Below are 21625 nucleotides of genomic sequence, written 5' to 3' on the forward strand. Positions count from 1 at the left end.
TCGCCGTCGCAAGGAAGCTTCTCGTCGTCCTAAACGCCATCATTCGAGACAAAAAAGCTTTCGCATGAACACAGTTGCCATGCCGTGACGGTGATGCTATGCTCCGGCGGTGCAAGGGACCGAGCGCCTACCAGCCGGTTCCACGAAAGAGTTCGAACCACTCCGGGTTGGCTCTCTCGATCAACTCGATCTTCCATTGTCGTGGCCAGCGCTTCAGTGATTTTTCGCGCTGGATGGCGTCGGTAATGTCGAAATACTCTTCGTACCAGACCAGCCGCTGCACACCGTAATGGCTGGTGAAGCGTGAGCCGGTGCCTGATTTGTGCTCCGGCATGCGGCGACCAAGATCGTTGGTGACGCCGATATAGATCGTGCCGCGCTTCTGGCTTGCGGTCATATAGACGTAACCGGTCATGGTTTCAGGGTAGCGAGCGTCGGTACGCGCACAAGCGCCATTTTGATCCGCCGCATTCTATGACAAATGTCACGGCATGGATCCTAGGGTCTGCGCCGCGTCGCTTCGCTCCTTGCTTCGCCCTAGGATGACGAAGGGAAGGGTTGTTTCGGCCAGCCTCGAGGCGTCCAATTGGGCTAAATGGCGATCAACTCGCCAAGCACCCGCCGCCCCCTCACTGCGACCAATATTGCCAGGCCCAGTAGAAACTCTCGTCGCGCGGCGGCAGCCGGTCGCGCTCGGCGTCCCAGCGCACCGGCGCCGGCGATTTCGGTTGTTCAAGCGGCTGGCTTTCCCTGGTCCGGGCGAGAAGCCAGTTGCCGACCTGGGCGAACAGCACGGCGGTGGAATGGGTCATCGTCATCCTCTCCTGCTCTTCCGGTTCCAATCACTCCCGTCCCGCCCACGGGACAAGCACCCGTTCGATCCTGCGGATGGTGAATTCGAGCACGAAGGCGATGGCCGCGATCACCAATATGCCCATCACCACCACGTCGGTGACGAGGAACTGGGCGGCCGACTGGATCATGAAGCCAAGCCCGCGCGTCGCCGCCACCAGTTCGGCGGCGACCAGCGTCGACCAGCCGGCGCCGAGCGCGATGCGCAGGCCGGTCAGGATCGCGGGCAGCGCGCTGGGCAGGACGACATGGCGGACCACCTGTGCTCGAGTCGCGCCAAGCGAGCGCGCCGCGTTGACGCGCTCTTGCGAGACGCCGCGAACGCCGGACGCGGTCGACAATGCCACCGGCGCCAGCATAGCGATGGCGATGACCAGGATCTTCGACGGCTCGCCGATGCCGAACCAGATGATGACCAGCGGCAGATAGGCGAGCGGCGGGATCGGCCGCAGGAATTCCAGCAGCGGATCGAAGATGCCGCGTCCTACCGTGCTGATGCCGATGGCCAGACCAACCGGCACGCCGACGAGGATGGCGGCGACCAGCGCGGCAAAGACTCGGCCCAGGCTGGCGACGACATGCTGCAGCAGCGTCGCATCGACGAAGCCGTCGCGAGCGACGACGATAAATTTGGTCCACACCGCGAGCGGCGAGGGCAGGAACACCGGCGACACCAATTGCAGGCGGGCCGACAGCGCCCACAGGGCCAGCACCATCAGGATGGTGACCGCGCTGACCGCCCGCGCCGAAATGCCTTTGCGCTTCGGGCTGGGCCGCGACCACGGCACCGACAGGCCGTCCGCTTCGTCGATCTTGTGTTCCGGCCGTTCCGTGTAGGAGGTAACGGTCATGCCGCCTCTCCTTCGAAGATCGCATCGGTCAGTTCGCCTCGAGCCGAGGCAAAAGCCGGATCGGCCTTGATGGTGCGAATGGCTTCGCCGGACGCGTAGCGCCTGGAGAAACCGGGCTCGAAGCTCCGCACCACGCGGCCCGGGCCGGGCGCCAGCACGACGATGCGGGTCGCGAGCACCAGCGCCTCCTCGATGCCGTGCGTCACCATCAGCACGCCGACATCGCTTGCCGTCCACAGATCGAGCAGCGTCGTCTGCATGCGCTCGCGCGTCAGCGCGTCGAGGGCGCCAAGCGGCTCGTCGAGCAGCAGGAATTCGGGTTCGGCGGCCAGGGCGCGAGCCAGGCCGACGCGCTGGCGCATGCCGCCGGAAAGCTCCCAGATGCGCTTGTCGCCGGCGTCGTTGAGTTTCACCAGCGCCAAAAGTTCATCGGCGCGGCGCGCCCGCTCGGCCGGTCTGACACCGCGCAGCCGCAGCGCGAAGGCAACGTTTTCGCGCGCGGTCAGCCACGGAAACAGCGCATCGTTCTGGAACACCACCGCCCGGTCCGAGCCAGGTGCTGTGATCGGCCTGCCGTTGATGGAGGCACGCCCACGCGCCGGCGCGACAAGGCCGGCGGCGACATTGAGCAGCGAGGTCTTGCCGCAACCGGAACGGCCGACCAGCACGACGAAGTCGCCCCTGGCGATATCGATCGAAACCCGTTCGACGGCCGGTGCTGCCTGGCAGTCATATTGGATCGAGACCTTGTCCAGTACGAGATGCGGCATGGGTGCCTCGCCGATTTGGAAGGAAAATCCGACTGCCCCGGAACAGCTCCTCGTCAGCGGTTCCGGGGCAGGCAGCACGCGGCGTCAGGGAAGAAGATCCGCGCGCGTTCAGTTGGTGTCAGGCGCTCAGTTCGAGGCCAGCGCCTGGGTGACGTATTTCGACGACACATATTTCGAATAGTCCGGCAGCACGGCGTCGATCTTGCCTTGCTCCTTGAGGAAGGCGGACGCCGCTTCGATCGCCTTGACCGTGCCGCCGCCGAGGAATTTGTCCGAAGCCTGCTCTTCCAGCGTCGGGAAGACATAGCCCTTGAGCAGCTGCGGCACCTCTTCCAGCTTGGCGCCGGTGAGCTTGGCGATCGCGGCCGCCTGTGGCGACGAAACCGACCACGCATCAGGCTTGGCGAGGAATTCGGAATAGGCCGCACCCGTTACCTTGACGAAGTCGCGCACGGCCTCGGGGTTCTTTTCGGCAAAGTCGGTGCGCACGATCCAGGCGTCGAAGGTCGGCGCGCCCCAGGCCGCGACCTGCGAGGAATCCAGCACAACCTTGCCCGTCGTCTTGATCTGCCCGAGTGCCGGATCCCAGACATAGGCCGCGTCGATATCGCCGCGCGAGAAGGCCGCCGCGATCTCCGGTGGCCGCAGGTTGAGGATCTCGACCGACTTCGGATCGACGCCCTCGTGCTTCAACGCGGCGAGCAGGCTGTAATGCGTCGTCGAGACGAAAGGCACGGCGACTTTCTTGCCGGCGAGGTCGGCGACTTTCTCGATGCCGGCGCCGTTGCGCGCCACCAGCGCCTCGGATTGCCCGATCAGGCCGACGACGAAGATGGTCTGGATCGGCAGCTCGCGGCTTGCCGCCGCCGCCAGCGGGCTCGAGCCGACATAGCCTATGTCGACCGAGCCGGATGCGACCGCGGCGATGACATCGGCGCCGGAATCGAATTTGCGCCAATCGATCGCCGCCTTCGTCGCTTTTTCATAGGCCCCGTCAGCCTGCGGCACCTTCGAGGGTTCGACCACCGTCTGGTAGCCGATGGTGATCTTGAGGTCGTCGGCAAAGGCCGGGCCGAGGAAGGCGGCACCGGCAAGTGCCGCCGACGAGAGCAGAACAATGCGTCGCGAAATGGTGGACATGAAGGGCTCCTGAGAAGAGAAAAATCGGAATGCCCCATGATAGTCAGCTAATTCTATCGCTCTTGTAGAGTTAAATCCTTCCAACGAAGGCGGGCTTGTTAGAAAAAAGTCGTCGGTGGTGAGGTGGCGAGGCGGATAGGGCAGCTACGGCGGGCAAACATCAGGCGTCGCGCAGGGCGAACCTTTTAATGCCGGCGGGACAGCACGCCCCTCTGTCCTGCCGGACATCTCCCCCGCAAGGAGGGAGATCGCCTGTCATCCCGGCTTTCGCCAATCTCCAGCGTTGCAAGAAGAGCGGAGCGCCGAAGCTGCCAATCTCCCCCCTTGCGGGGGAGATGCCCGGCAGGGCAGAGGGGGTGCTGTCCCGCCAGCCTCTCAATTCTGCGCCGCCAATCACGAACCTAAATTCCTCCATCAATCCAAATCAGGCAAATCCATGCCTCGAACGGCCCTCGATTCGAAAATATCTTCCACGTGTTCGGGGGTAAGTATAGTATTCTTATCGACATGAGGTAGTTGGAGTCGACGATGAGCGGCCACCACATCACCATGATCGCTAGCGGCATGGATCGGCTTTCGCCGTCGCGTCGGTCGATGCCGGCCACATCCGGCCCTGGAGGACCATTTGCCATCCCGCTGCCGTCGCAGCGCATTTTTGTGCTTTCGAGGGCACAAAGGCTGGTCAAAATGGCCGCAGCGGCTTGAAAACGAAGCAAAATCAACATTCCTCGGCTTGTACATCATGTCACTAGAATTTATGTGTCATGGCAGTCTGGACGCGGCGGGGACGCCCACCAGGCGTTGGGCAACCGATGGTTCCATGCCGTCGCATGACAGAGAAATTTTGATTTCATGCTCACGAAAAAGGGTAAGTACGGCCTCAAGGCGCTCGTCCACCTCGCGCGATTGCCGGCCGGACAGCTCGCCTTCGTCAACGACATCGCCATCGGCAACAACATCCCGAAGAAGTTTCTCGACGCCATCCTGGGCGAGCTGCGCAATGCCGGCTTCGTCCAGAGCCGCAAGGGCAAGGATGGCGGCTACCGCCTGGCGCGCCCCGCCGATGAGATCAAGGTCGGCCATGTCGTGCGCGTCCTCGATGGGCCGCTGGCGCCGATTCCTTGCGCCAGCCGCACCCAGTACCAGCGCTGTGAAGATTGCAACGAGGCGACATGCCAAGTCCGACATCTGATGCTCGAGGTCCGGCAGGCGATCGCCGAGGTGCTCGATCAGCGCAGCCTCGCCGAGATGCGCGACATCGCCCTCGACGACCTTCCGGTCGCGGGCGATATCGACCTGGCGGTCGACGTGAAGGTCCAGGCCTGACACTGGCGCCGCGCACATTGCGGGCAGGCTTATGACCGGGCGCGCCAACTCGATCATCATCGTCGGCGGCGGCGCCAGTGGCGTCGTGCTGGCCGCGCATCTGCTGAAATCGCCCAATCCCGACCTGCGCGTCACGCTGATCGAAAAGCGCCCGCATTTCGGCCAGGGCATCGCCTATTCGACGCTGCTGTCGGCGCATGTGCTCAATGTCAGTGCCGCCGGCATGAGCGCCTATGCCGACGATCCCGGCAATTTCTGGCGCTGGCTGCTGGAGCGCGGCCTGGCAAGTCAGGACCAGGCGCCGGTCTACGCGCCGCGCAGCATCTACGCCCGTTATCTCGGCGAGTTGCTAGACGAGCTGGAGGCGCGTGAAAAGCAGAGTGGCCGTCTGCGTCTGATCCACGAGGAAAGCCTTTTGATCACGCCCACCGCTTCCGGTGTCGAGGCCGCGCTGGCCAATGGCACCAGCGTCGTTGCGCATCTGGCCGTGCTGGCGACCGGCCATGACGAGGAGCCGGCGCAAGGCCATGCCATCAGGATGGGCTCGGAAGCCGACACCGCGCTCCCCCCCGACAGGAGCGTCATGGTGCTGGGCACAGGCCTGAGCATGGTCGACGCCTTCCTGGCGCTGGAACAGCGTGGCCACCGCGGCGACATCATAGCCGTGTCGCGGCGCGGCCTGCTGCCCTCGCCGCATCGCAAGGGCAATCCGATCAAGCTCGACGTCGCCGACATTCCGCTCGGCACCCAATTGTCCTATTTCGTCGGCTGGTTCCGCGACCTGATCAAGGAAAACCAGAAGGCCGGCATCGACTGGCGCGACGTCGTCGACGGCCTGCGGCCGTTCAACCAGAAGATCTGGCAGAACTGGCCGGCTTCCGCCAAGCGCCGCTTCGTCGAGCATACCAAGGCCTGGTGGGACATCCATCGCCATCGCATGGCGCCCGAGGTCTATGCGAGGGTGACGGAAGCCGTGCAATCCGGCCGCATCCGCCTGGTCGCCGGTCGCGTCGTGGACATCGCCAAGAATGGCGAATTCACCGTCCAGATCCAGTCGCGCCACACCCAGCGCCTCGAGACATTCGAGGTCGCCCGCATCTATGATTGCTCTGGTATCGTCAGGGACATCTCGACCTCGTCGAACAGCGTCGTGCGCTCGCTGGTCGATCGTGGCCTGGCGCGGCCGGATCCGCTGCGCATCGGCCTCGACGTGTCGGCCAATTGCGAGATCATCGCCGGCGACGGAACCGTTTCGGCCAAGATCCTCGCCGTCGGCCCGCTGACGCGCGGCACCTTCTTCGAGATCGACGCCATCCCGGACATCCGCGTCCAGTGTGCGAGGCTGAGCAAGCGGCTGTTGGGCTGAGGCAGCCGTGCTATGGTTTCGTCATCCTAGGGCGAAGCAAGGAGCGAAGCGACGCGGCGAAGACCCTAGGATCCGCGACCTGCCCGCTTCGCAGCGGTGCGGAAGACTCCTGGGCGAGTTGGTGCGATAGTTCCGGATCGCTGGATTCCTCGGTCTCCGTCACGGCATGGATCCTCGGGTCAAGCCCGAGGATGACGAGGTTGAGGAGGAATTTCATTCCGCATCTGGCCGGTTGATTGGCACGATCTATCTTCTTTCCGACAGCAAAGGGCTGGAAAAGAGGATACGCTGCCGCTCTGCCTCGAGGCGGTCGCTTGGTCATGGAGCATCGATATGAGCGAGCACGAGATCGCCGCGGCCGACGCGTTGTCGCGCCTGCGTCCGCCCTATAAGTCGGTTCTCGACCTGATCGGCCAGACGCCGGTGGTCGAGCTGACCAAGTTCGACGCCGGCAAATGCCGGCTGTTCATCAAGCTCGAAAGCCAGAACCCCGGCGGCTCGATCAAGGACCGCATCGCATTGTCGATGATCGCCGCGGCCGAGAGAGAGGGAAAGCTCCGGCGCGGCGGCACCATCGTCGAGGCGACCGCCGGCAATACCGGCCTCGGCCTCGCCCAGGTCGGCATCCCCAAAGGCTACCGCATCGTGCTGGTCGTGCCCGACAAGATGTCGCGCGAAAAGATCCAGCATCTGCGCGCGCTCGGCGCCGAGGTGCGCATGACGCGCTCCGATGTCGGCAAGGGCCATGCGGAATATTACCAGGACATGGCCGAGAAGATCGCGGCGGAAACGCCCGGCGCCTTTTATGCCAACCAGTTCGCCAATCCGGCCAACCCGCTTGCGCATGAAACCACCACCGGTCCGGAAATTTTTTCGCAGCTCGACGGTGACGTCGACGCGGTGGTCGTCGGCGTCGGCTCGGGCGGCACGCTGACCGGGCTCGGCCGCTACTTCGCCAAGGTGTCGCCGAAGACCGAGATGGTGCTGGCCGATCCGGTCGGCTCTGTGCTGGCGCCGCTGATCAAGACCGGCAAGATGGAGGAGGCCGGCAGCTGGACCGTGGAAGGCATCGGCGAGGATTTCGTGCCGCCAAATGCCGATTTGTCGCTGGTCAAAAAGGCGTACTCCATTCCCGACAAGCAGAGCATGCTGGCCGTGCGCGACCTCCTGTCGAAGGAAGGCATCCTGGCCGGCTCGTCGTCGGGCACGCTGCTGTCGGCCGCCCTGCGCTATTGCCGCGAGCAGACCTCCGCGAAACGGGTCGTCACATTCGTCTGCGACAGCGGCAACAAATATCTGTCGAAAGTGTTCGACGATTTCTGGCTGGCCGAGCAGGGCTTGGCCGAGCACGAGCAGCATGGCGATCTGCGCGACCTGGTGATGCGCTCGCACCGCACCGGCGACACCGTCTATGTCGGCCCGGACGAAAGCCTGCTCAACGCCTATGGCCGCATGCGCCGCTCCGATGTTTCGCAGCTGCCGGTGCTCGACAACGGCAAGCTCGTCGGCATCGTCGACGAAAGCGATATCCTGGCCAAGGTCGACGGCCCTTATGACGGCCGCTGGGAGCGTTTCAACGCCCCGGTGCGCACGGCCATGACCTCCAATCTGCACACGCTGCAGGCCAGCCAGACGCTGGATGCGCTGCTGCCGGTGTTCGACCGCAACGAGGTCGCCATCATCTTCGACGGCGACGAGTTCGTCGGCCTGATTACCCGCATCGACCTGATCAACCATCTGAGGCGCGCACGATGACTTCACCACCCGGCAAGAACCGCCTGGCCTTCTCGACGCGCACCATCCATGGCGGCCAGAGCCACGATCCGCTGACCGGCGCGGTGATGGTGCCGATCTACGCCACCTCGACCTTTGCCCAGCAGTCGCCCGGCGTGCACAAGGGCTTTGAGTATGCCCGCAGCCAGAACCCGACCCGCTTTGCCTTCGAGCGCGCCGTGGCCGACCTCGAAAGCGGCTCGGCCGCCTTCGCCTTCGCGTCCGGCCTGGCCTCGATCGCCACCGTGCTGGAGCTGCTCGATTCCGGCGCGCATATCGTCGCCACCGACGACATCTATGGCGGTTCCTTCCGCTTGATGGAGCGGGTGCGAAAACGCTCGGCCAATCTGCAGGTCAGTTTCGTCGACTTCACCGATCTTGCTGCAGTCGAGGCGGCAATCCGCCCGGAAACGAAAATGCTCTGGGTCGAGACGCCGACCAACCCGCTGCTGCGCATCGTCGACCTCGAAGGCGTCGCGGCCCTCGCTAGGCGCAAGGGGGTTCTCACGGTCGCCGACAACACGTTTTGCAGCCCCTATATTCAGCGGCCGCTGGAGCTCGGCATCGACATCGTCGTGCACTCGACGACCAAATATCTCAACGGCCATTCCGACATGGTCGGCGGCGTGGCTGTTGTCGGCGACAACAAGGATTTGGCCGCCCAGCTGAAATTCCTGCAGAACGCCATCGGCGCCATTTCAGGCCCGTTCGACAGCTTTCTGGCGCTGCGCGGCCTGAAGACCCTGGCGCTCAGGATGGAGCGTCATTCGTCGAATGGCCTCAAGATCGCGCAGTGGCTGGAAGCGCGCCCCGACGTCCGCCGCGTCATCTATCCCGGCCTCGCCAGCCATCCGCAGCATGAGATCGCGATCAGGCAGATGCACGCCTTCGGCGGCATGATATCAGCCGTGCTGGATCGCGACCTCGCCGGCACCAAAAAGTTCCTTGAGCGCACGCAGCTGTTCACGCTCGCCGAAAGCCTCGGCGGTGTGGAGAGCCTGATCGAGCACCCGGCATTGATGACACATGGGTCCATCCCGGCTGAAAAGCGGGCGGAGATCGGCATTTCGGATTCGCTGGTGCGGCTGTCGGCGGGTGTCGAGGATGGCGATGATCTGATTGCCGATCTGGAGCAGGCGCTGGGGGGTTAGCTCGATCCATGCGGCGTAAGTCAGGATGATACTTGTCGACGTCAGCGCCGCCCCTCATTGTCCTGCCGGACATTTCTCCCCGTAAACGGGGCGAAAGAAGCCAAACACGATTGGCGAAATCATCGATGACAGCGTCCCTCACCCCGTTTACGGGGAGAGGATGCCGGCAGGCAGGTGAGGGGCAGCGCCAACGTCTCATGATCATGGACTTGGCCCAATTGACCCCGAACCCCATCTGCCCGAATTGTAGCGCCCCATGGCCACACGCGAACCATCAAGACCCACCGAAACACCCGTCACCTTCGCGGTGCTGGTCTTCCCCGGATTTCCGATGATGGCGTTCAGCTCGGTCATCGAGCCGCTGCGCGCCGCCAATGTCTTGGCGAAGCGGGAATGCTATCGCTGGATCATCGTCGGGGCCACCCAAGGCCCGGTCGAGGCTTCGAACGGCGTCGTCATCCAGCCGGGGTTCTATGCCGAGGATGCGCCGAAGGTCGACCGCATCGTCGTCTGCTCGGGTGGCGATGCCGACCACCTCGTCGCCGAGGATGCGGCAAGCTGGATCCGCAAGAGCCTGCGCAATGGCGCCCATATCGGCGCGGTGGCGGATGCGGCTTTCTTCCTCGCCCGCGCGGGCCTGCTCGACGGCCATGCCTGCACCTTGCACTGGACCAGCCAGGCCGCCTTCACCGAGGCCTTCCCCAACATCGAGCTGCGGCGCGACCTCTATGTCATCGACCGCAAGCGCTTCACCTCCGCCGGCGGCGTCGGCAGCCTCGACATGATGCTGGAGATCATCACCCGCGACTACGGCGCCGAGCTTGCCGCCGGCGTCGCCGAATGGTTCGTGCACAGCCAACTGCGTTCCAGCATCGACCGCAAGATGATGCCGCTGCGGCTGCGCACCGGCGTCCAGAACGAACTGGTGCTGTCGGCCATCGCCATCATGGAGGACGCGGTCGAAGAGCGGCTCGGCATGGCCGAGCTGACCGCGAAGCTCGGCGTCTCCTCCGACAAGCTCGAGCGCTCCTTTCGCTCCGAACTCGCCATCTCGCCCAATGGCTACTACCGGCGCCTCAGGCTGAAGCGCGCCGCCGATCTGCTGGCGCATTCGACGCTCGCCGTGCGCGACGTGGCGCTGGCCTGTGGCTTCGCCTCGATGTCGAGCTTTGCCCGGGCTTTTCGCGAGGAGCATGGCCATCCGCCGAAGCTGGCGAGGAGGCATTAGTTTGCGCTCGCTGACGCGATGAGATGTTGGCGGGACAGCACCCCCCTCTGTCCTACCGGACATCTCCCCCGCAAGGGGGGAGATCGGATGTCACCTCGACCTTCGCCAATCTCCAGTGTTGCAGGATGAGCGCCTGCGATCGAAGCTGCCAATCTCCCTCCTTGCGGGGGAGATGGCCGGCAGGGCAGAGGGAGGTGCTGTCCCTCCAGCGTTCCGCAATGGGCCCCGCGGCATCCCGCACAACACCTGCGGTTTTCCGCACAATCCATCCGCCCCGCTTGCGCCATGCTCACCCCTCGCAACCCAGCCAAGGCCGTACCCCATGAGCATCGTCGTATTCGACCCCGACAGCACCGAGGACGTGGACTTCAAGGACCGCATGCGCCACCCGGCGGCGGCCGATGCGGCCGGCGGCATGTGGCTGTCGGACACCGAGCCGTCCTTCATCGACGCGGATGCCTTGCGCAAGGGCCGGCTGGCCAAGCTGCGCGGCTGGATGCGCAAGGCCGGTTATGGCGGCGTGGTGCTGTTCGACCCCTACAACCAGCGCTACGCCACCGGCTCGCGCAACATGTTCGGCTATTTCCTGCGCAACTCGACCCGCTATTTCTTTATCCCGACCGAAGGGCCGATCGTGCTGTTCGAATACCCGCAGAGCTACCATGTCTCCATGGTGCTCGACACGATCGACGAGGCGCGGCCGTCCAAGCTGGTCTGGTCTTCGGTTTCCGGCCGCGACGACGAGACAGCCGGTCCCTTCGCCGACGAAATCGCCGAGCTTTTGAAGCAGCATGGCGGCGGCTCGATGAAGCTCGGGCTCGACCGCTGCAGCCATCTGCAGGCGCTGGCCTTGGAAAAGCGCGGCTGCGACGTCCGTGATTGCCAGGGCGAAATCCTCGCGGTGCGCGCCGTCAAGACGCCGGAGGAAGTGAAGTGCCTGCAGGTGTCGATGGCCGGCGCCGAGGCCGCCGTCTACGCCGTGCGCGAGGCGATCAAGCCCGGCGTCTCCGAAAACGACCTGTTCGCCATCATGTATGGCGAGGTCATCCGCCAGGGCGGCGAGTTCATCGAGACCCGGCTGCTGACCTCCGGTCAGCGCACCAATCCGTGGTTCAACGAGGCCAGCGGCCGCAAGATCCGGCCTGGCGAGTTGCTGGCGCTCGATACCGACACGATCGGCTGCTACGGCTATTATTCCGATTTCTCGCGCACCTTCCGCTGCGGGCCGGGCAAGCCGACCCCTTACCAGAAGTCGCTCTACCGCATGGCGCACGACCAGGTTCAGCACAACATCTCGATCGTCAAACCCGGCATGGCCTTCCGCGAGATCGCCGAGAAGGCCTGGAAGATCCCCGACCGTTTCGTCGACCAGCGCTACACCTCGGTCATGCACGGCGTCGGCATGCATGGCGAGACGCCGTTCATCGCGCATGCCATGGACTACGAAACCTATGGCCGCGACGGCCATATCGTGCCAGGCATGGTGGTGAGCGTCGAAAGTTATATCGGCGAGAAGGGCGGCCGCGAGGGCGTCAAGCTGGAGGACGAGATCCTGATCACCGACACCGGCACCGAACTCTTGTCGCGCTTTCCCTATGAGGACGAGTTTCTGGAGAAACAGGTTTGAGAGCGGCTGCTTATCTCAGCGAAGTATCGCGAACCTTCCCGGCTGGCGTAGCCTCCCATCACTTCGTCATCCTAGGGCGGAGCAAGGAGCGTAGCGACGTGGCGCAGACCCTAGGATCCATGCCGCGACTCCGACGCATCGCGACAGTGCGGAATCTGCTCCGTTGCACTCTTCGGCCAACCTCACGGCATGGATCCTCGGGTCTTCGCGTCCGCTTCGCTCCCGCTCCGCCCGTGGATGACGAAGTCGGGGGCGCTTCGGCCAATCACCACGGTTTGCGACAGCTCGATAAAGGAACGGCGTTGGCTTTTGACGAAGCGAGGCCGTCCGACGATGACGGGAAACCATGAAAACCCCCATCGCCATCAAGCGCGGCACCGTGGCCGCGATCTTCATCGACCTGCAGGAAGAGCACCGGCAGGACAGCCGCTACCTGGTCGAGGGCTTCAGCAACATCCTCGCCAACGTCCAGCGCCTGCAGGCGGCGGCGCGGCAAAACAATGTGCCGCTCTACCACTGGGCCTACATCGTCGATCTCGACAGCCAGGACCGGCCGTTCCATCCGGTCGGTGAGGACGGCAAGTCGGCCTTCTCCGACAAGAGCGATCCGCTGACCGAGATCTGCCATGAGGTGGCACCGATCAAGGGCGAGGCCCTGCTGATCAAGGCCGAGGCCAGCGCCTTCCGCACCGGGCCGGCGGCGCGCGACATCAAGTCCTCCGGCATCGAATGGCTTGTCGTATCAGGCGTCTGGACCGAGGCCTGCATCGACGCGTCGGTGAAGGATGCGGTGGCCAAGGGCTTTCGCGTGCTGCTGGTCAAGGATGCCTGCGGCAGCGGCAGTGCGGCCATGCACCAGACCGGCATCCTCAACCTCGCCAACCGGCTCTATGGCGGTGCCGTCACCGACACCGACGGCGCCTGCCGGCTGCTGGCCGGCGAGACCGTCATCGCCTGGCAGGTCGAAGGCTCGGTGCCGCTGCGCTTCACCTTCGACAACGCGGCCCAACTTTACGCCGACCTATGACTGCCGAACGCATGACTCGCGGCAAATACGAACTTCGGCTCGACCCAGATCTCTGGGCCTATATCGACGCGGTCAACGCCTGGTATCCGCCCGATATCATCGGCCTGCCGATCGACAAGCAGCGCGCGGTCTATGACCGGATGAGCCGCGCCTTCCACCAGGGCCGACCGCCCGGCGTCACGGCCAGCGACAGCCTGATCGCCGCCGCCGGCCGCGACATCCCGATCCGCCGCTACCAGCTTGCCGGCACGGCCGCGAAGGCGCTGGTGGTCTATCTCCACGGCGGCGGCTTCATCCTCGGCGGGCTCGAAAGCCATGACGACATCTGCGCCGAGATCTGCGCCGGCACCGGTTTTGACGTGCTGTCGGTCGACTACCGGCTGGCGCCGGAGCATGTGCACCCCGCCGCCTTCGACGATGCCGTCACCGCCTTCGAATGGGTGGCGGCCGCCACCGATCTGCCGCTTGTGCTGTGCGGCGAAAGCGCCGGCGGCAATCTCGCGGCAGCGGTCGCGCAGGCGACGCGCCGGCACGCCCGCGCCGCGATCGGCCAGGTGCTGATCTATCCCGAACTCGGCGGCGACGAGAGCACCGGCTCCTATGTCGAGCACGCCGATGCGCCGCTGCTGTCACTGCACGGCGTCGCCTTCTACCGCGACGTCCGCTCCGCCAAGCGGCAATCACTGGACGATCCGACCTTCCAGCCTTTGCGCGACACCGATTTCTCCGGCCTGCCGCCGACGGTGATCGTCACCGCCGAGTGCGACCCGCTGTCGTCGGACGGCGAGACCTACCGCGACCGTATTGTGGCCGCCGGCGGCAAGGCGTGGTGGCACGAGGAGAAGCGCCTGGTGCACAGCTTCCTGCGCGCCCGGACTACGGTGCCGGCCGCGGCGGAAGCGTTTGGGCTGATTGTTGCAGCGGTTGCTGCGCTGGGCCGGGGAGAGTGGCCGTATTGACCTTGAGAGGTCGGCAGGACAGAGGGGGTGTGAAGGAACTCAACGGCTAGCCAGTCCTGGGGCAGGACGCCACGAACCGGCTCCAACGCATTGCGGAGCACCGCACAATCACTGCGGAAAACCGAACACTCCCCTGCGTCACCCGGCTCTATCATTCCCTCAGGCAATGGCGTCCTGGCGATCGCATCGCCCCCGAATCCGTCGATCGGCCGGGGCGCCCAACAACTGGGGAACGACGATGAAATTCATGCTGACCGACCGCAAATTGCACCCGCAAGCCAAACCCGTCGCCGACGATTTCAGGACCGGCGGCCTCAACCGCCGCGAATATCTGGCCCTGATGGCCGGCCTCGGCGTCAGCGCCGCCGGCGCCCTGGCGCTGGGCGGTCTCGCCCCCACCCCTGCCCGCGCGGCCGAGCCCAAGAAGGGCGGCGTCTTGCGCGTCGCCATGAACGTCAAGGGGTTCAAGGACCCGCGCACCTTCGATGGTGTCGAGATGTCCAACGTCGCCCGCCATTGCAACGAATATCTGGTGCGCTGGAACACCGACTTCTCCTTCGAGCCCTGGCTGCTCGAAAGCTGGGAGGCGAGCGACGACGCCAAGACGCTGACGCTGCATGTGCGCAAGGGCATCTCCTGGTCGAACGGCGATGCCTTCAACGCCGACGATGTCATCCACAACCTCACCCGCTGGTGCGATGCCTCGGTGGCAGGCAATTCGGTCGCCGCGCGCATGGGCGCGCTGGTCAATGCCGACACCAAGAAGGTCGTCGATGGCGGCATCGCCAAGGTCGACGACTTCACCATCAAGCTGAACCTGCCGAAGCCCGACATTTCGCTGATCGCCGGCATGGCCGACTACCCGGCGCTGATCATGCACCGCTCCTATGAGGGCGACGGCGACCCCAAGAAGGCGCTTGCAATCACCACCGGCCCCTGCGAGCTGGTCAGCTGGGATGCCGAGACGGGTGCGGAGGTGAAGCGCAAGGACAAGCCGTGGTGGAAGGGCGAGTTCCACCTCGACGGCATCAAATGGGTCGATTACGGCTCCGACCCCAACGCCATGCTGTCGGCCTTCGAATCCGGCGAGATCGACACCGACCACGAGACCGCCTCCGACGCCGTCTCGCAGACCGAGCAGATGGGGCTGATGAATTCCGAGATCGCCACCGGCTCCACCATCGTCGCCCGCTTCAATGTCGGCAACGCGCCCTATGACGACGTCAAGGTGCGCCGCGCCGCCCAGCTTGCCGTCGACAATTCCGCCGTGCTGGCGCTTGGCCTCGGCGGCCGCGGCAAGCCCGCCGACAACCACCATGTCGGCCCCATGCACCCTGAATACGCCGATATCGGCCCGGCCAAGCGCGACGTCGACCAGTCGAAGAAACTGCTCGCCGAGGCCGGCAAGGCCGACCACGAGTTCGAGCTCATCTCCGTCGATGTCGAATGGCAAAAGAGCACCGGCGACGCCATCGGCGCGCAGATGCGCGAGGCCGGCCTCAAGATCAAACGCACCGTACTGCCGGCCGCCACCTTCTGGAACGACTGGAGCAAATACCCCTTCTCCTGTACCGAATGGCTCGGCCGCCCGCTCGGCGTCCAGGTGCTGGCGCTGGCGTATAAATCGGGCGCCGCCTGGAACGAAAGCGCCTACGCCAACAAGGAGTTCGACGAACTGCTCGACAAGGCGCTGGCCACGCCCGATGCCAAGGCGCGCAAGGAGATCATGGCCAAGATCGAGCAGAATCTGCGCGACTCAGGCATCATCATCCAACCCTACTGGCGCTCGGTCTACCGCACGTATCGCAAGGGGGTAGAAGGCTGTGAACAGCACCAGGCGCTGGAGCAGCACTTCGAGAAGGTTTGGTTGGAGAGTTGAGCCTTCGCTCTTCCTGGGTTCCTCTCCCTCAGGAGGGGAGAGAGGTGGCGCTGCGAAGCAGCGACGGAGTGGAGGACGCCATTCGCAAAGTCAAAACCGGGTCAGGATCGAGGATAGAGGCCCCGGCTAGCGTGCGCATATCGCAGGTCAGCGCCGCCCCTCATTGCCCTGCCGGGCATTTCTCCCCGTATAGTGACGGGGAGAAAGTAGCTGGCCGCATCGCCGGCGCTTTCCTTGCAACGCTGGAGATTGGCGAAAGCGGCGACGACATCGTCCCTCGCCCCGTCTCTATACGGGGAGAGGATGCCGGCAGGCAGGTGAGGGGCAGCGCCAGCGTTGGCCTTCCCTTCCCCCTGCGGAAGAAGGTCAGCAGCGTCAGCGCCCCGTTCACATGCGACAAAAGCAGACACAGGCGCGCGCCCGTTTACCTCTCGGTCTTCACCAAAGTCCAGATCCAGCCGACAAAGGTCAGCACCAGGAACGGATAGCCGGCGGCGGGCAGCGGCGATGAAGTCGGCAGCAAGGGCGTGCCCCGGAGGATCATGCCGGCCGAGACGATGAACAGCCCGGCGGCCACGAGTGCGGTGAGCCGCATCCACACGGCGAAAGTCTTCGGTGCGCTGACCATGACAAGTGCGGCCGCCCACAGCGAGATGCCGCCGACATAGGAGGGCACGCTGGCCTCCAGCCCCGCCGCATTGCCGGCGAGCAGCAGGCTTTCGCCGGCAAGGAAGGTCAGGAACCCGGCGGCAACGCAATCATTGCCCAGCCGCTGATATTTCATCGTCAGCAGCGCCGTCGCCACCACCAGTGCCACGCCATCGATCGTCCACAGCGTTTCGCGCAGCGGAGCGCTGGCCACGAAGGTGCCGGCGAGGCCAAAAGCGCCGCCGATGGCGAGGCCGATCGCGGCGACAATGTCCGAAGTGAAACGCATGTGATGCCTCCCCAAGCCGTGCTGAGGATACTCCCAGGCGGGACGTTCTCAAAGCCCGGAGGGAAGCGCGAAGCGGAAAACGGCGGAGTGTCGGGAAGCCCTCGGGCGATCCGGCCTTGTCACGCCCTCGCCAGCGGTCGGAGAGTGGCCGACGCGAATGCCGGTGAGGCAGTTGCCTGAGCCCGCGTCGGCCACTGGCGAACCGAGGTCCGCCGCTCGATTTTTCTAGCCCGCCATCGCGGCACGAGCAACTGAGCCAAGGCCGTCGGTACGGATTCGTACCAACCTTCGGCGTCACTTTTCTTGCGGGATCTGGGCGTCATCCGCCCGTCTGGCGCGCCGGTCACGGACGCCCGGCATCATCTGAACGGCTGTGTCAAATACGTCAGGGTGGGGTGTTCTTAAAGGGTGGCCGGTGACCAGATCTTTTTGAAGACGGTGAAGGACATCACCGTGGGATGCCCGTTCATTTCATAATGTGCATGGAACGGGCAATGAACTAACAGAGCCGCTGCGGGTTCATTTCACCAGTTCGCCACGGAATCGTTTCTAGAAATTGCGGTCTGGCAGATTTCATCCCGGCTGGTGGAGCAGGGGCGCTGCCGGCTACGGGCATCGTGTCTACAGTTTCCATCCGCAAGAAGCCGTCATTGGACACGTAAATGCAAAAAGACTTTGAACCCGCTAGGTTATGGAATGCTAGTCCTCGGAAGATCCGTTTAAAGGCGTGGCAAGCGAGCCGGACGGCGGGATACCAAGATTCTTGATACCCGGACGGAGACTAATCTCCACCGCACACCTTCAGCGCCGCGCTGCGTGCGGACGCCTGGCCGGTTTCTCAATCCCCCATCTTCAGCGCCTGAATAAACGCCTCCTGCGGAATATCCACCTTCCCAAACTGCCGCATCCGCTTCTTGCCCTCTTTCTGCTTGTCCAGCAGCTTGCGTTTGCGCGAGACGTCGCCGCCGTAGCATTTGGCGGTGACATCCTTGCGCAGCGCTGAGATGGTTTCGCGGGCGATGACCTTGCCGCCGATGGCGGCCTGGATCGGGATCTTGAACAGATGGTTCGGGATCAGCTCCTTCAGCTTCTCGCACATCTGCCGGCCGCGCTTTTCCGCCGCCGTGCGGTGCACCAGCATGGAAAGCGCATCCACCGGCTCCTCATTGACCAGGATCGACATCTTGACGAGGTCGCCTTCCTTGTAGTCGGTGAGGTGATAGTCGAAGGAAGCATAGCCCTTGGAGATCGACTTCAGCCGGTCGTAGAAGTCGAACACGACTTCGTTGAGCGGCAAATCGTAGATCAGCATGGCGCGCTTGCCGACATAAGACAGGTCGGCCTGGATGCCGCGCCGGTCCTGGCAGAGTTTCAATATGCCGCCGAGATAGTCGTCGGGCGTCAGGATGGTGGCGCGGATCCAGGGCTCCTCGATGGCCGAGATCTTCACCACGTCGGGCATGTCGGCCGGGTTGTGCAGTTCCTTCATGGAGCCGTCGGTCAGAGCCAGCCGGTAGACGACGCTCGGCGCCGTGGCGATCAGGTCGAGGTTGAACTCGCGCTCCAGCCGCTCCTGGATGATTTCCAGATGTAAGAGGCCGAGGAAGCCGCAGCGATAGCCGAAGCCGAGCGCCGCACTGGTTTCCATTTCAAAGGAGAAGGATGCGTCGTTGAGGCGCAGCTTGCCGACCGCGGCGCGCAGGTCCTCGAAATCGGCGGCGTCGACCGGGAACAGGCCGCAGAACACCACCGGCTGCGCCGGCTTGAAGCCGGGCAGCGCCTTGGCGGTTGAGCGCTTGTCCTCGGTGATGGTGTCGCCGACGCGGGTGTCGGCCACTTCCTTGATCGAGCCGGTGAAGAAGCCGAACTCGCCGGGGCCGAGCTCGTCGACATTGATGCGGGCCGGCGTGAACACGCCCGTGCGTTCGACCAGGTGCTTGGCGCCGGTGCCCATCATGCGGATGGTCTGGCCCTTCTTCAGCACGCCGTCGATGACGCGCACCAGCACGATGACGCCGAGATAGGCGTCGTACCAGCTATCGACCAGCATCGCCTTCAGCGGCGCCGAAGCATCACCCTCGCGCGGCGGCGGCAATTGATGGACGATTGCCTCCAGCACATCGGGAATGCCAAGGCCGGTCTTGGCCGAGATCAGCACGGCGTTGGAGGCGTCGATGCCGATCACCTCCTCGACCTGCTCGCGGATGCGCTCGGGCTCGGCGGCCGGCAGGTCGACCTTGTTCAACACCACGACGATCTCATGGTTGTTGTCGATCGCCTGGTAGACATTGGCCAGCGTCTGCGCCTCGACGCCCTGCGAGGCGTCGACGACCAGCAGCGAGCCCTCGCAGGCGGCGAGCGAGCGCGACACTTCATAGGCGAAGTCGACATGGCCGGGCGTGTCGATCAAATTGAGGATATAGTCCTCGCCATTGTTGGCGTGGTATTTCAGCCGCACCGTCTGCGCCTTGATGGTGATGCCGCGCTCGCGCTCGATGTCCATCGAGTCCAGCACCTGCTCCTTCATGTCGCGCAGCTCCAGCCCGCCGGTCAGCTGGATCAGCCGGTCGGCAAGCGTGGATTTGCCATGGTCGATATGGGCGACGATGGAGAAATTGCGGATGTGGTCGAGGGGCGTGCTCATGGCGCGCGTTTAGCAGGGGCAGGTTGTATCGGCAAGCGGCACGGCCACTGCCGGGGCAAGCGGTGCGGCGCCGTTGCGGAGCAAGCGGCACAGCCACTTGTCGCTTATTACGCGCTTTTGGCGAAAATCGATAAATTAACCAAGTCCGTTAGAGCATAATTGGGGACTGCCATGTTAGCCGGTAGCGATATTCTGACATAAGGATCAAGGCATGCGGGGGCTTGCAGGCAGGTTTATCGAGTCGCGGAGCGGCGCGTTCGCACCGATACTCGTTCTCATCATGGTTCCGCTGATCACCGCGGTCGGCTTTTCGGTCGACTACACCTCGGCGGTCCAGACCAGGTCGACCGAGCAGGCGGCACTCGATGCCGCGATCCTGTCGATCACCACGATGGATACCGCCTCGACGAAGGCGCAGCGCCAGGTGGCGATGCAGGCCTCCTACTTGGCCAATGGCGGACAGGGCACCGCGACGCTGAACACCTTCGATGTCAGCGCCAACGGCACCGCCACCGCGCAGGCCGCGGCGAGCTACGCCATGCCGACCGTGTTCATGCAGATCGCCCGGATCACCACGGTGCCGGTTGGCGTCTCATCGGCAGTGAGCAAGACGCCCGCACTGGTCGCAGCTACATTCAACGTCGATCACGTTTCAGGCTACTGGAACAAGACCATGACCTTGTACGGCCTTCCCTTCGGTTCGACCTCCAGCACCACACCGACGACTATGATGAAGGTCAACTATGTCTACAAAGGCTATAACTATTCCTATACGAGCGGGAACAAGACTTATACCGCTGCCGACCCGAAAGGCTACGGCACGACAACTATTTCCACTGTGTCGGGAACAACCCAGACCCTGGTTCAGAGCCAAGTGTGCACGACAGTAGGGTCAACGACCGATTTCACTCCCACCGCCGGAGTTTACAGAAGCACCGCGGTAGCAAAAAGCGGAACTACAATCGGCTCCACCATCTATTTCAAGACGACGTGCGCGACCACGAATTCCGCCGGAAACAGCAGTGGCGCAACAGTCAATGTGAGCACCATGGACCAGCTCTATCTGCAGATGGATGTGCCGTCCGGACCGGTAAACCCGCTCAAGTCGAACAATGCAAACACGTCGAACCGGCTCTACCTCGGCGCCGGGTACAGCACTGCGGCACAAAAGGCCCTGGACCCTTCCAAATACCTCCCCGTCGAGGTTGCCAGCAACACGGTCGTCGACATCTTCGGCGCTGTGCCCTGCAGCCAGACCAGCGACCAGGCATGGGAAGACGGCGGCAACAATCCTCCACTGCCTGATGTCACGAACGCCGACTTCTTCTACAGCGTGACCGGCAAGTGCGACTTCAACAAGCGGCCCTCCAACACGGTGCTGACGCAGTAGACGACTGAGCTTCTTCCCTTCTCCCCTTGTTGTGGGAGAAGGTGGATTGGCGCCCAGCGCCAAGACGGATGAGGAGTGCTGGACGGAGCGCAATAGCTGGCCATGCCGCATCAACCTGTCCCGCCAGCCAAACGAAGCTTCGCCCGTTCGCTCCGGCGTGAAGCGACGGAAGCGGAAGACCGGTTGTGGCATGAACTGCGCGATCGGAGGCTCGACCGGATAAAATTTCGGCGCCAGGTTCCCATTGGAAAATACATCGCCGATTTCGTCTGCTTCGAAGCTGGCCTGATCATCGAGATCGATGGCAGCCAGCACGCGGAGTCTGATTCTGACCGGATCCGCAAGGCTGACCTGGAGGCGAGAGGCTTTCGCATTCTGCGCTTCTGGAACGATGACGTTCTGAGAGACTTGAACGCGGTCTGCGATACCATCATCGCCTATGTACGGGATACGAGTCTCCAGCCGTGGCGATAGGGGCTCCGACTTCCCTTCTCCCCTTGTGGGAGAAGGTGTCGCCGAAGGCGACGGATGAGGGGTGTTCCAGCTTGGCAAGGACGGCAATCCGTCCAACACCCCTCAACCGTCTCGGCGCTGCGCGCCGATCCACCTTCTCCCACAAGGGGCTAGCGTGCGCACACATTTGCTTCGGGGTCAGTTTGGTTTGGCAAGGGCGAAGCCGTCTGCGATGGCGTGGAAGCGCCTGAG

19 protein-coding genes are annotated in these 21625 nt (G+C 63.9%); 11 read left to right on the forward strand and 8 right to left on the reverse strand.

Going from position 1 to position 21625, the window contains the following annotated elements:
• Positions 1–127 precede the first annotated feature (127 nt).
• The 6 genes from NKG99_RS33025 to NKG99_RS33050 form a co-directional block, all read right to left on the reverse strand.
• Positions 128–415, reverse strand: coding sequence for a GIY-YIG nuclease family protein (locus tag NKG99_RS33025; protein WP_352753873.1), 288 nt, complete (start codon positions 413–415; stop codon positions 128–130).
• Between the two features lie 214 nt (positions 416–629).
• Positions 630–812: a hypothetical protein gene (locus NKG99_RS33030; protein ID WP_352753872.1), complete on the reverse strand. Its 183-nt coding sequence runs from the start codon at positions 810–812 to the stop codon at positions 630–632.
• Positions 813–842: 30 nt separating this feature from the next.
• A complete protein-coding gene (locus NKG99_RS33035) occupies positions 843–1703 on the reverse strand; it encodes an ABC transporter permease subunit (RefSeq protein ID WP_352873511.1) in 861 nt (286 codons plus the stop codon).
• The gene (locus tag NKG99_RS33040; RefSeq protein ID WP_352873513.1) at positions 1700–2473 is read right to left on the reverse strand and encodes a taurine ABC transporter ATP-binding protein; all 774 of its coding nucleotides are present in this window, start codon (positions 2471–2473) and stop codon (positions 1700–1702) included. The genes NKG99_RS33035 and NKG99_RS33040 overlap by 4 nt, the downstream gene beginning before the upstream one ends.
• A gap of 126 nt (positions 2474–2599) precedes the next feature.
• Positions 2600–3613 carry a taurine ABC transporter substrate-binding protein gene (gene tauA, locus NKG99_RS33045; protein WP_352873514.1) on the reverse strand — a complete coding sequence of 338 codons (1014 nt, stop codon included), beginning with the start codon at positions 3611–3613 and terminating at the stop codon, positions 2600–2602.
• A 401-nt stretch (positions 3614–4014) separates the two neighbouring features.
• On the reverse strand, positions 4015–4338 hold the full coding sequence (locus NKG99_RS33050) for a hypothetical protein (RefSeq protein WP_352873516.1): 324 nt from the start codon (positions 4336–4338) through the stop codon (positions 4015–4017).
• Positions 4339–4465: 127 nt separating this feature from the next.
• On the opposite strand from NKG99_RS33050, the gene NKG99_RS33055 reads away from it, so the two are divergent.
• From NKG99_RS33055 to NKG99_RS33095, 9 genes are all read left to right on the forward strand, one after another.
• Complete coding sequence (locus NKG99_RS33055) at positions 4466–4939, forward strand: RrF2 family transcriptional regulator (RefSeq protein WP_352873518.1); 474 nt, start codon at positions 4466–4468, stop codon at positions 4937–4939.
• A gap of 31 nt (positions 4940–4970) precedes the next feature.
• Positions 4971–6305: an FAD/NAD(P)-binding protein gene (locus tag NKG99_RS33060; protein ID WP_352873519.1), complete on the forward strand. Its 1335-nt coding sequence runs from the start codon at positions 4971–4973 to the stop codon at positions 6303–6305.
• 333 nt (positions 6306–6638) lie between these two features.
• The gene (locus NKG99_RS33065; protein WP_352873521.1) at positions 6639–8060 is read left to right on the forward strand and encodes a pyridoxal-phosphate dependent enzyme; all 1422 of its coding nucleotides are present in this window, start codon (positions 6639–6641) and stop codon (positions 8058–8060) included.
• On the forward strand, positions 8057–9229 hold the full coding sequence (locus tag NKG99_RS33070; RefSeq protein ID WP_352873522.1) for a trans-sulfuration enzyme family protein: 1173 nt from the start codon (positions 8057–8059) through the stop codon (positions 9227–9229). The genes NKG99_RS33065 and NKG99_RS33070 overlap by 4 nt, the downstream gene beginning before the upstream one ends.
• 256 nt (positions 9230–9485) lie before the next feature.
• Positions 9486–10457, forward strand: a complete 972-nt coding sequence (locus tag NKG99_RS33075) for a GlxA family transcriptional regulator (protein WP_352873524.1) — start codon at positions 9486–9488, stop codon at positions 10455–10457.
• Positions 10458–10779: 322 nt separating this feature from the next.
• A complete protein-coding gene (locus NKG99_RS33080; RefSeq protein ID WP_352873525.1) occupies positions 10780–12084 on the forward strand; it encodes a M24 family metallopeptidase in 1305 nt (434 codons plus the stop codon).
• A 346-nt stretch (positions 12085–12430) separates the two neighbouring features.
• A complete protein-coding gene (locus tag NKG99_RS33085; protein WP_352873526.1) occupies positions 12431–13111 on the forward strand; it encodes an isochorismatase family protein in 681 nt (226 codons plus the stop codon).
• 11 nt (positions 13112–13122) lie between these two features.
• Positions 13123–14070, forward strand: coding sequence for an alpha/beta hydrolase (locus NKG99_RS33090; RefSeq protein WP_352873528.1), 948 nt, complete (start codon positions 13123–13125; stop codon positions 14068–14070).
• 238 nt (positions 14071–14308) lie between these two features.
• A complete protein-coding gene (locus tag NKG99_RS33095; RefSeq protein ID WP_352873530.1) occupies positions 14309–15949 on the forward strand; it encodes an ABC transporter substrate-binding protein in 1641 nt (546 codons plus the stop codon).
• Between the two features lie 424 nt (positions 15950–16373).
• Here the strand turns inward: NKG99_RS33095 and NKG99_RS33100 are convergent, their stop codons facing one another.
• Entirely contained in the window at positions 16374–16886 is a 513-nt protein-coding gene (locus NKG99_RS33100) for a hypothetical protein (RefSeq protein ID WP_352873532.1), read from the reverse strand.
• A gap of 838 nt (positions 16887–17724) precedes the next feature.
• Complete coding sequence (gene lepA / locus NKG99_RS33105; protein WP_352873534.1) at positions 17725–19530, reverse strand: translation elongation factor 4; 1806 nt, start codon at positions 19528–19530, stop codon at positions 17725–17727.
• Between the two features lie 211 nt (positions 19531–19741).
• On the opposite strand from lepA, the gene NKG99_RS33110 reads away from it, so the two are divergent.
• Positions 19742–20920 (forward strand): TadE/TadG family type IV pilus assembly protein, encoded by a 1179-nt coding sequence (locus tag NKG99_RS33110; protein ID WP_352873536.1) that lies wholly within the window; start codon positions 19742–19744, stop codon positions 20918–20920.
• Between the two features lie 102 nt (positions 20921–21022).
• Complete coding sequence (locus tag NKG99_RS33115) at positions 21023–21394, forward strand: endonuclease domain-containing protein (protein ID WP_352873538.1); 372 nt, start codon at positions 21023–21025, stop codon at positions 21392–21394.
• Positions 21395–21625 lie beyond the last annotated feature (231 nt).

The sequence above is a fragment of the Mesorhizobium sp. M1409 genome (genome assembly GCF_040317535.1).
GTDB lineage: Bacteria > Pseudomonadota > Alphaproteobacteria > Rhizobiales > Rhizobiaceae > Mesorhizobium.

What these genes read in the sequence shown, in the direction of transcription:
- NKG99_RS33050 (WP_352873516.1), bottom strand. Translation starts at nt 4,338, where the DNA reads ATGTTGATTTTGCTTCGTTTTCAAGCCGCTGCGGCCATTTTGACCAGC.
- NKG99_RS33055 (WP_352873518.1), top strand. Translation starts at nt 4,466, where the DNA reads ATGCTCACGAAAAAGGGTAAGTACGGCCTCAAGGCGCTCGTCCACCTC.
- NKG99_RS33025 (WP_352753873.1), bottom strand. Translation starts at nt 415, where the DNA reads ATGACCGGTTACGTCTATATGACCGCAAGCCAGAAGCGCGGCACGATC.
- NKG99_RS33060 (WP_352873519.1), top strand. Translation starts at nt 4,971, where the DNA reads ATGACCGGGCGCGCCAACTCGATCATCATCGTCGGCGGCGGCGCCAGT.
- NKG99_RS33115 (WP_352873538.1), top strand. Translation starts at nt 21,023, where the DNA reads ATGCCGCATCAACCTGTCCCGCCAGCCAAACGAAGCTTCGCCCGTTCG.
- NKG99_RS33075 (WP_352873524.1), top strand. Translation starts at nt 9,486, where the DNA reads ATGGCCACACGCGAACCATCAAGACCCACCGAAACACCCGTCACCTTC.
- NKG99_RS33030 (WP_352753872.1), bottom strand. Translation starts at nt 812, where the DNA reads ATGACCCATTCCACCGCCGTGCTGTTCGCCCAGGTCGGCAACTGGCTT.
- NKG99_RS33085 (WP_352873526.1), top strand. Translation starts at nt 12,431, where the DNA reads ATGAAAACCCCCATCGCCATCAAGCGCGGCACCGTGGCCGCGATCTTC.
- NKG99_RS33110 (WP_352873536.1), top strand. Translation starts at nt 19,742, where the DNA reads ATGCGGGGGCTTGCAGGCAGGTTTATCGAGTCGCGGAGCGGCGCGTTC.
- NKG99_RS33065 (WP_352873521.1), top strand. Translation starts at nt 6,639, where the DNA reads ATGAGCGAGCACGAGATCGCCGCGGCCGACGCGTTGTCGCGCCTGCGT.
- NKG99_RS33100 (WP_352873532.1), bottom strand. Translation starts at nt 16,886, where the DNA reads ATGCGTTTCACTTCGGACATTGTCGCCGCGATCGGCCTCGCCATCGGC.
- NKG99_RS33040 (WP_352873513.1), bottom strand. Translation starts at nt 2,473, where the DNA reads ATGCCGCATCTCGTACTGGACAAGGTCTCGATCCAATATGACTGCCAG.
- NKG99_RS33095 (WP_352873530.1), top strand. Translation starts at nt 14,309, where the DNA reads ATGAAATTCATGCTGACCGACCGCAAATTGCACCCGCAAGCCAAACCC.
- lepA (WP_352873534.1), bottom strand. Translation starts at nt 19,530, where the DNA reads ATGAGCACGCCCCTCGACCACATCCGCAATTTCTCCATCGTCGCCCAT.
- tauA (WP_352873514.1), bottom strand. Translation starts at nt 3,613, where the DNA reads ATGTCCACCATTTCGCGACGCATTGTTCTGCTCTCGTCGGCGGCACTT.
- NKG99_RS33035 (WP_352873511.1), bottom strand. Translation starts at nt 1,703, where the DNA reads ATGACCGTTACCTCCTACACGGAACGGCCGGAACACAAGATCGACGAA.
- NKG99_RS33080 (WP_352873525.1), top strand. Translation starts at nt 10,780, where the DNA reads ATGAGCATCGTCGTATTCGACCCCGACAGCACCGAGGACGTGGACTTC.
- NKG99_RS33070 (WP_352873522.1), top strand. Translation starts at nt 8,057, where the DNA reads ATGACTTCACCACCCGGCAAGAACCGCCTGGCCTTCTCGACGCGCACC.
- NKG99_RS33090 (WP_352873528.1), top strand. Translation starts at nt 13,123, where the DNA reads ATGACTCGCGGCAAATACGAACTTCGGCTCGACCCAGATCTCTGGGCC.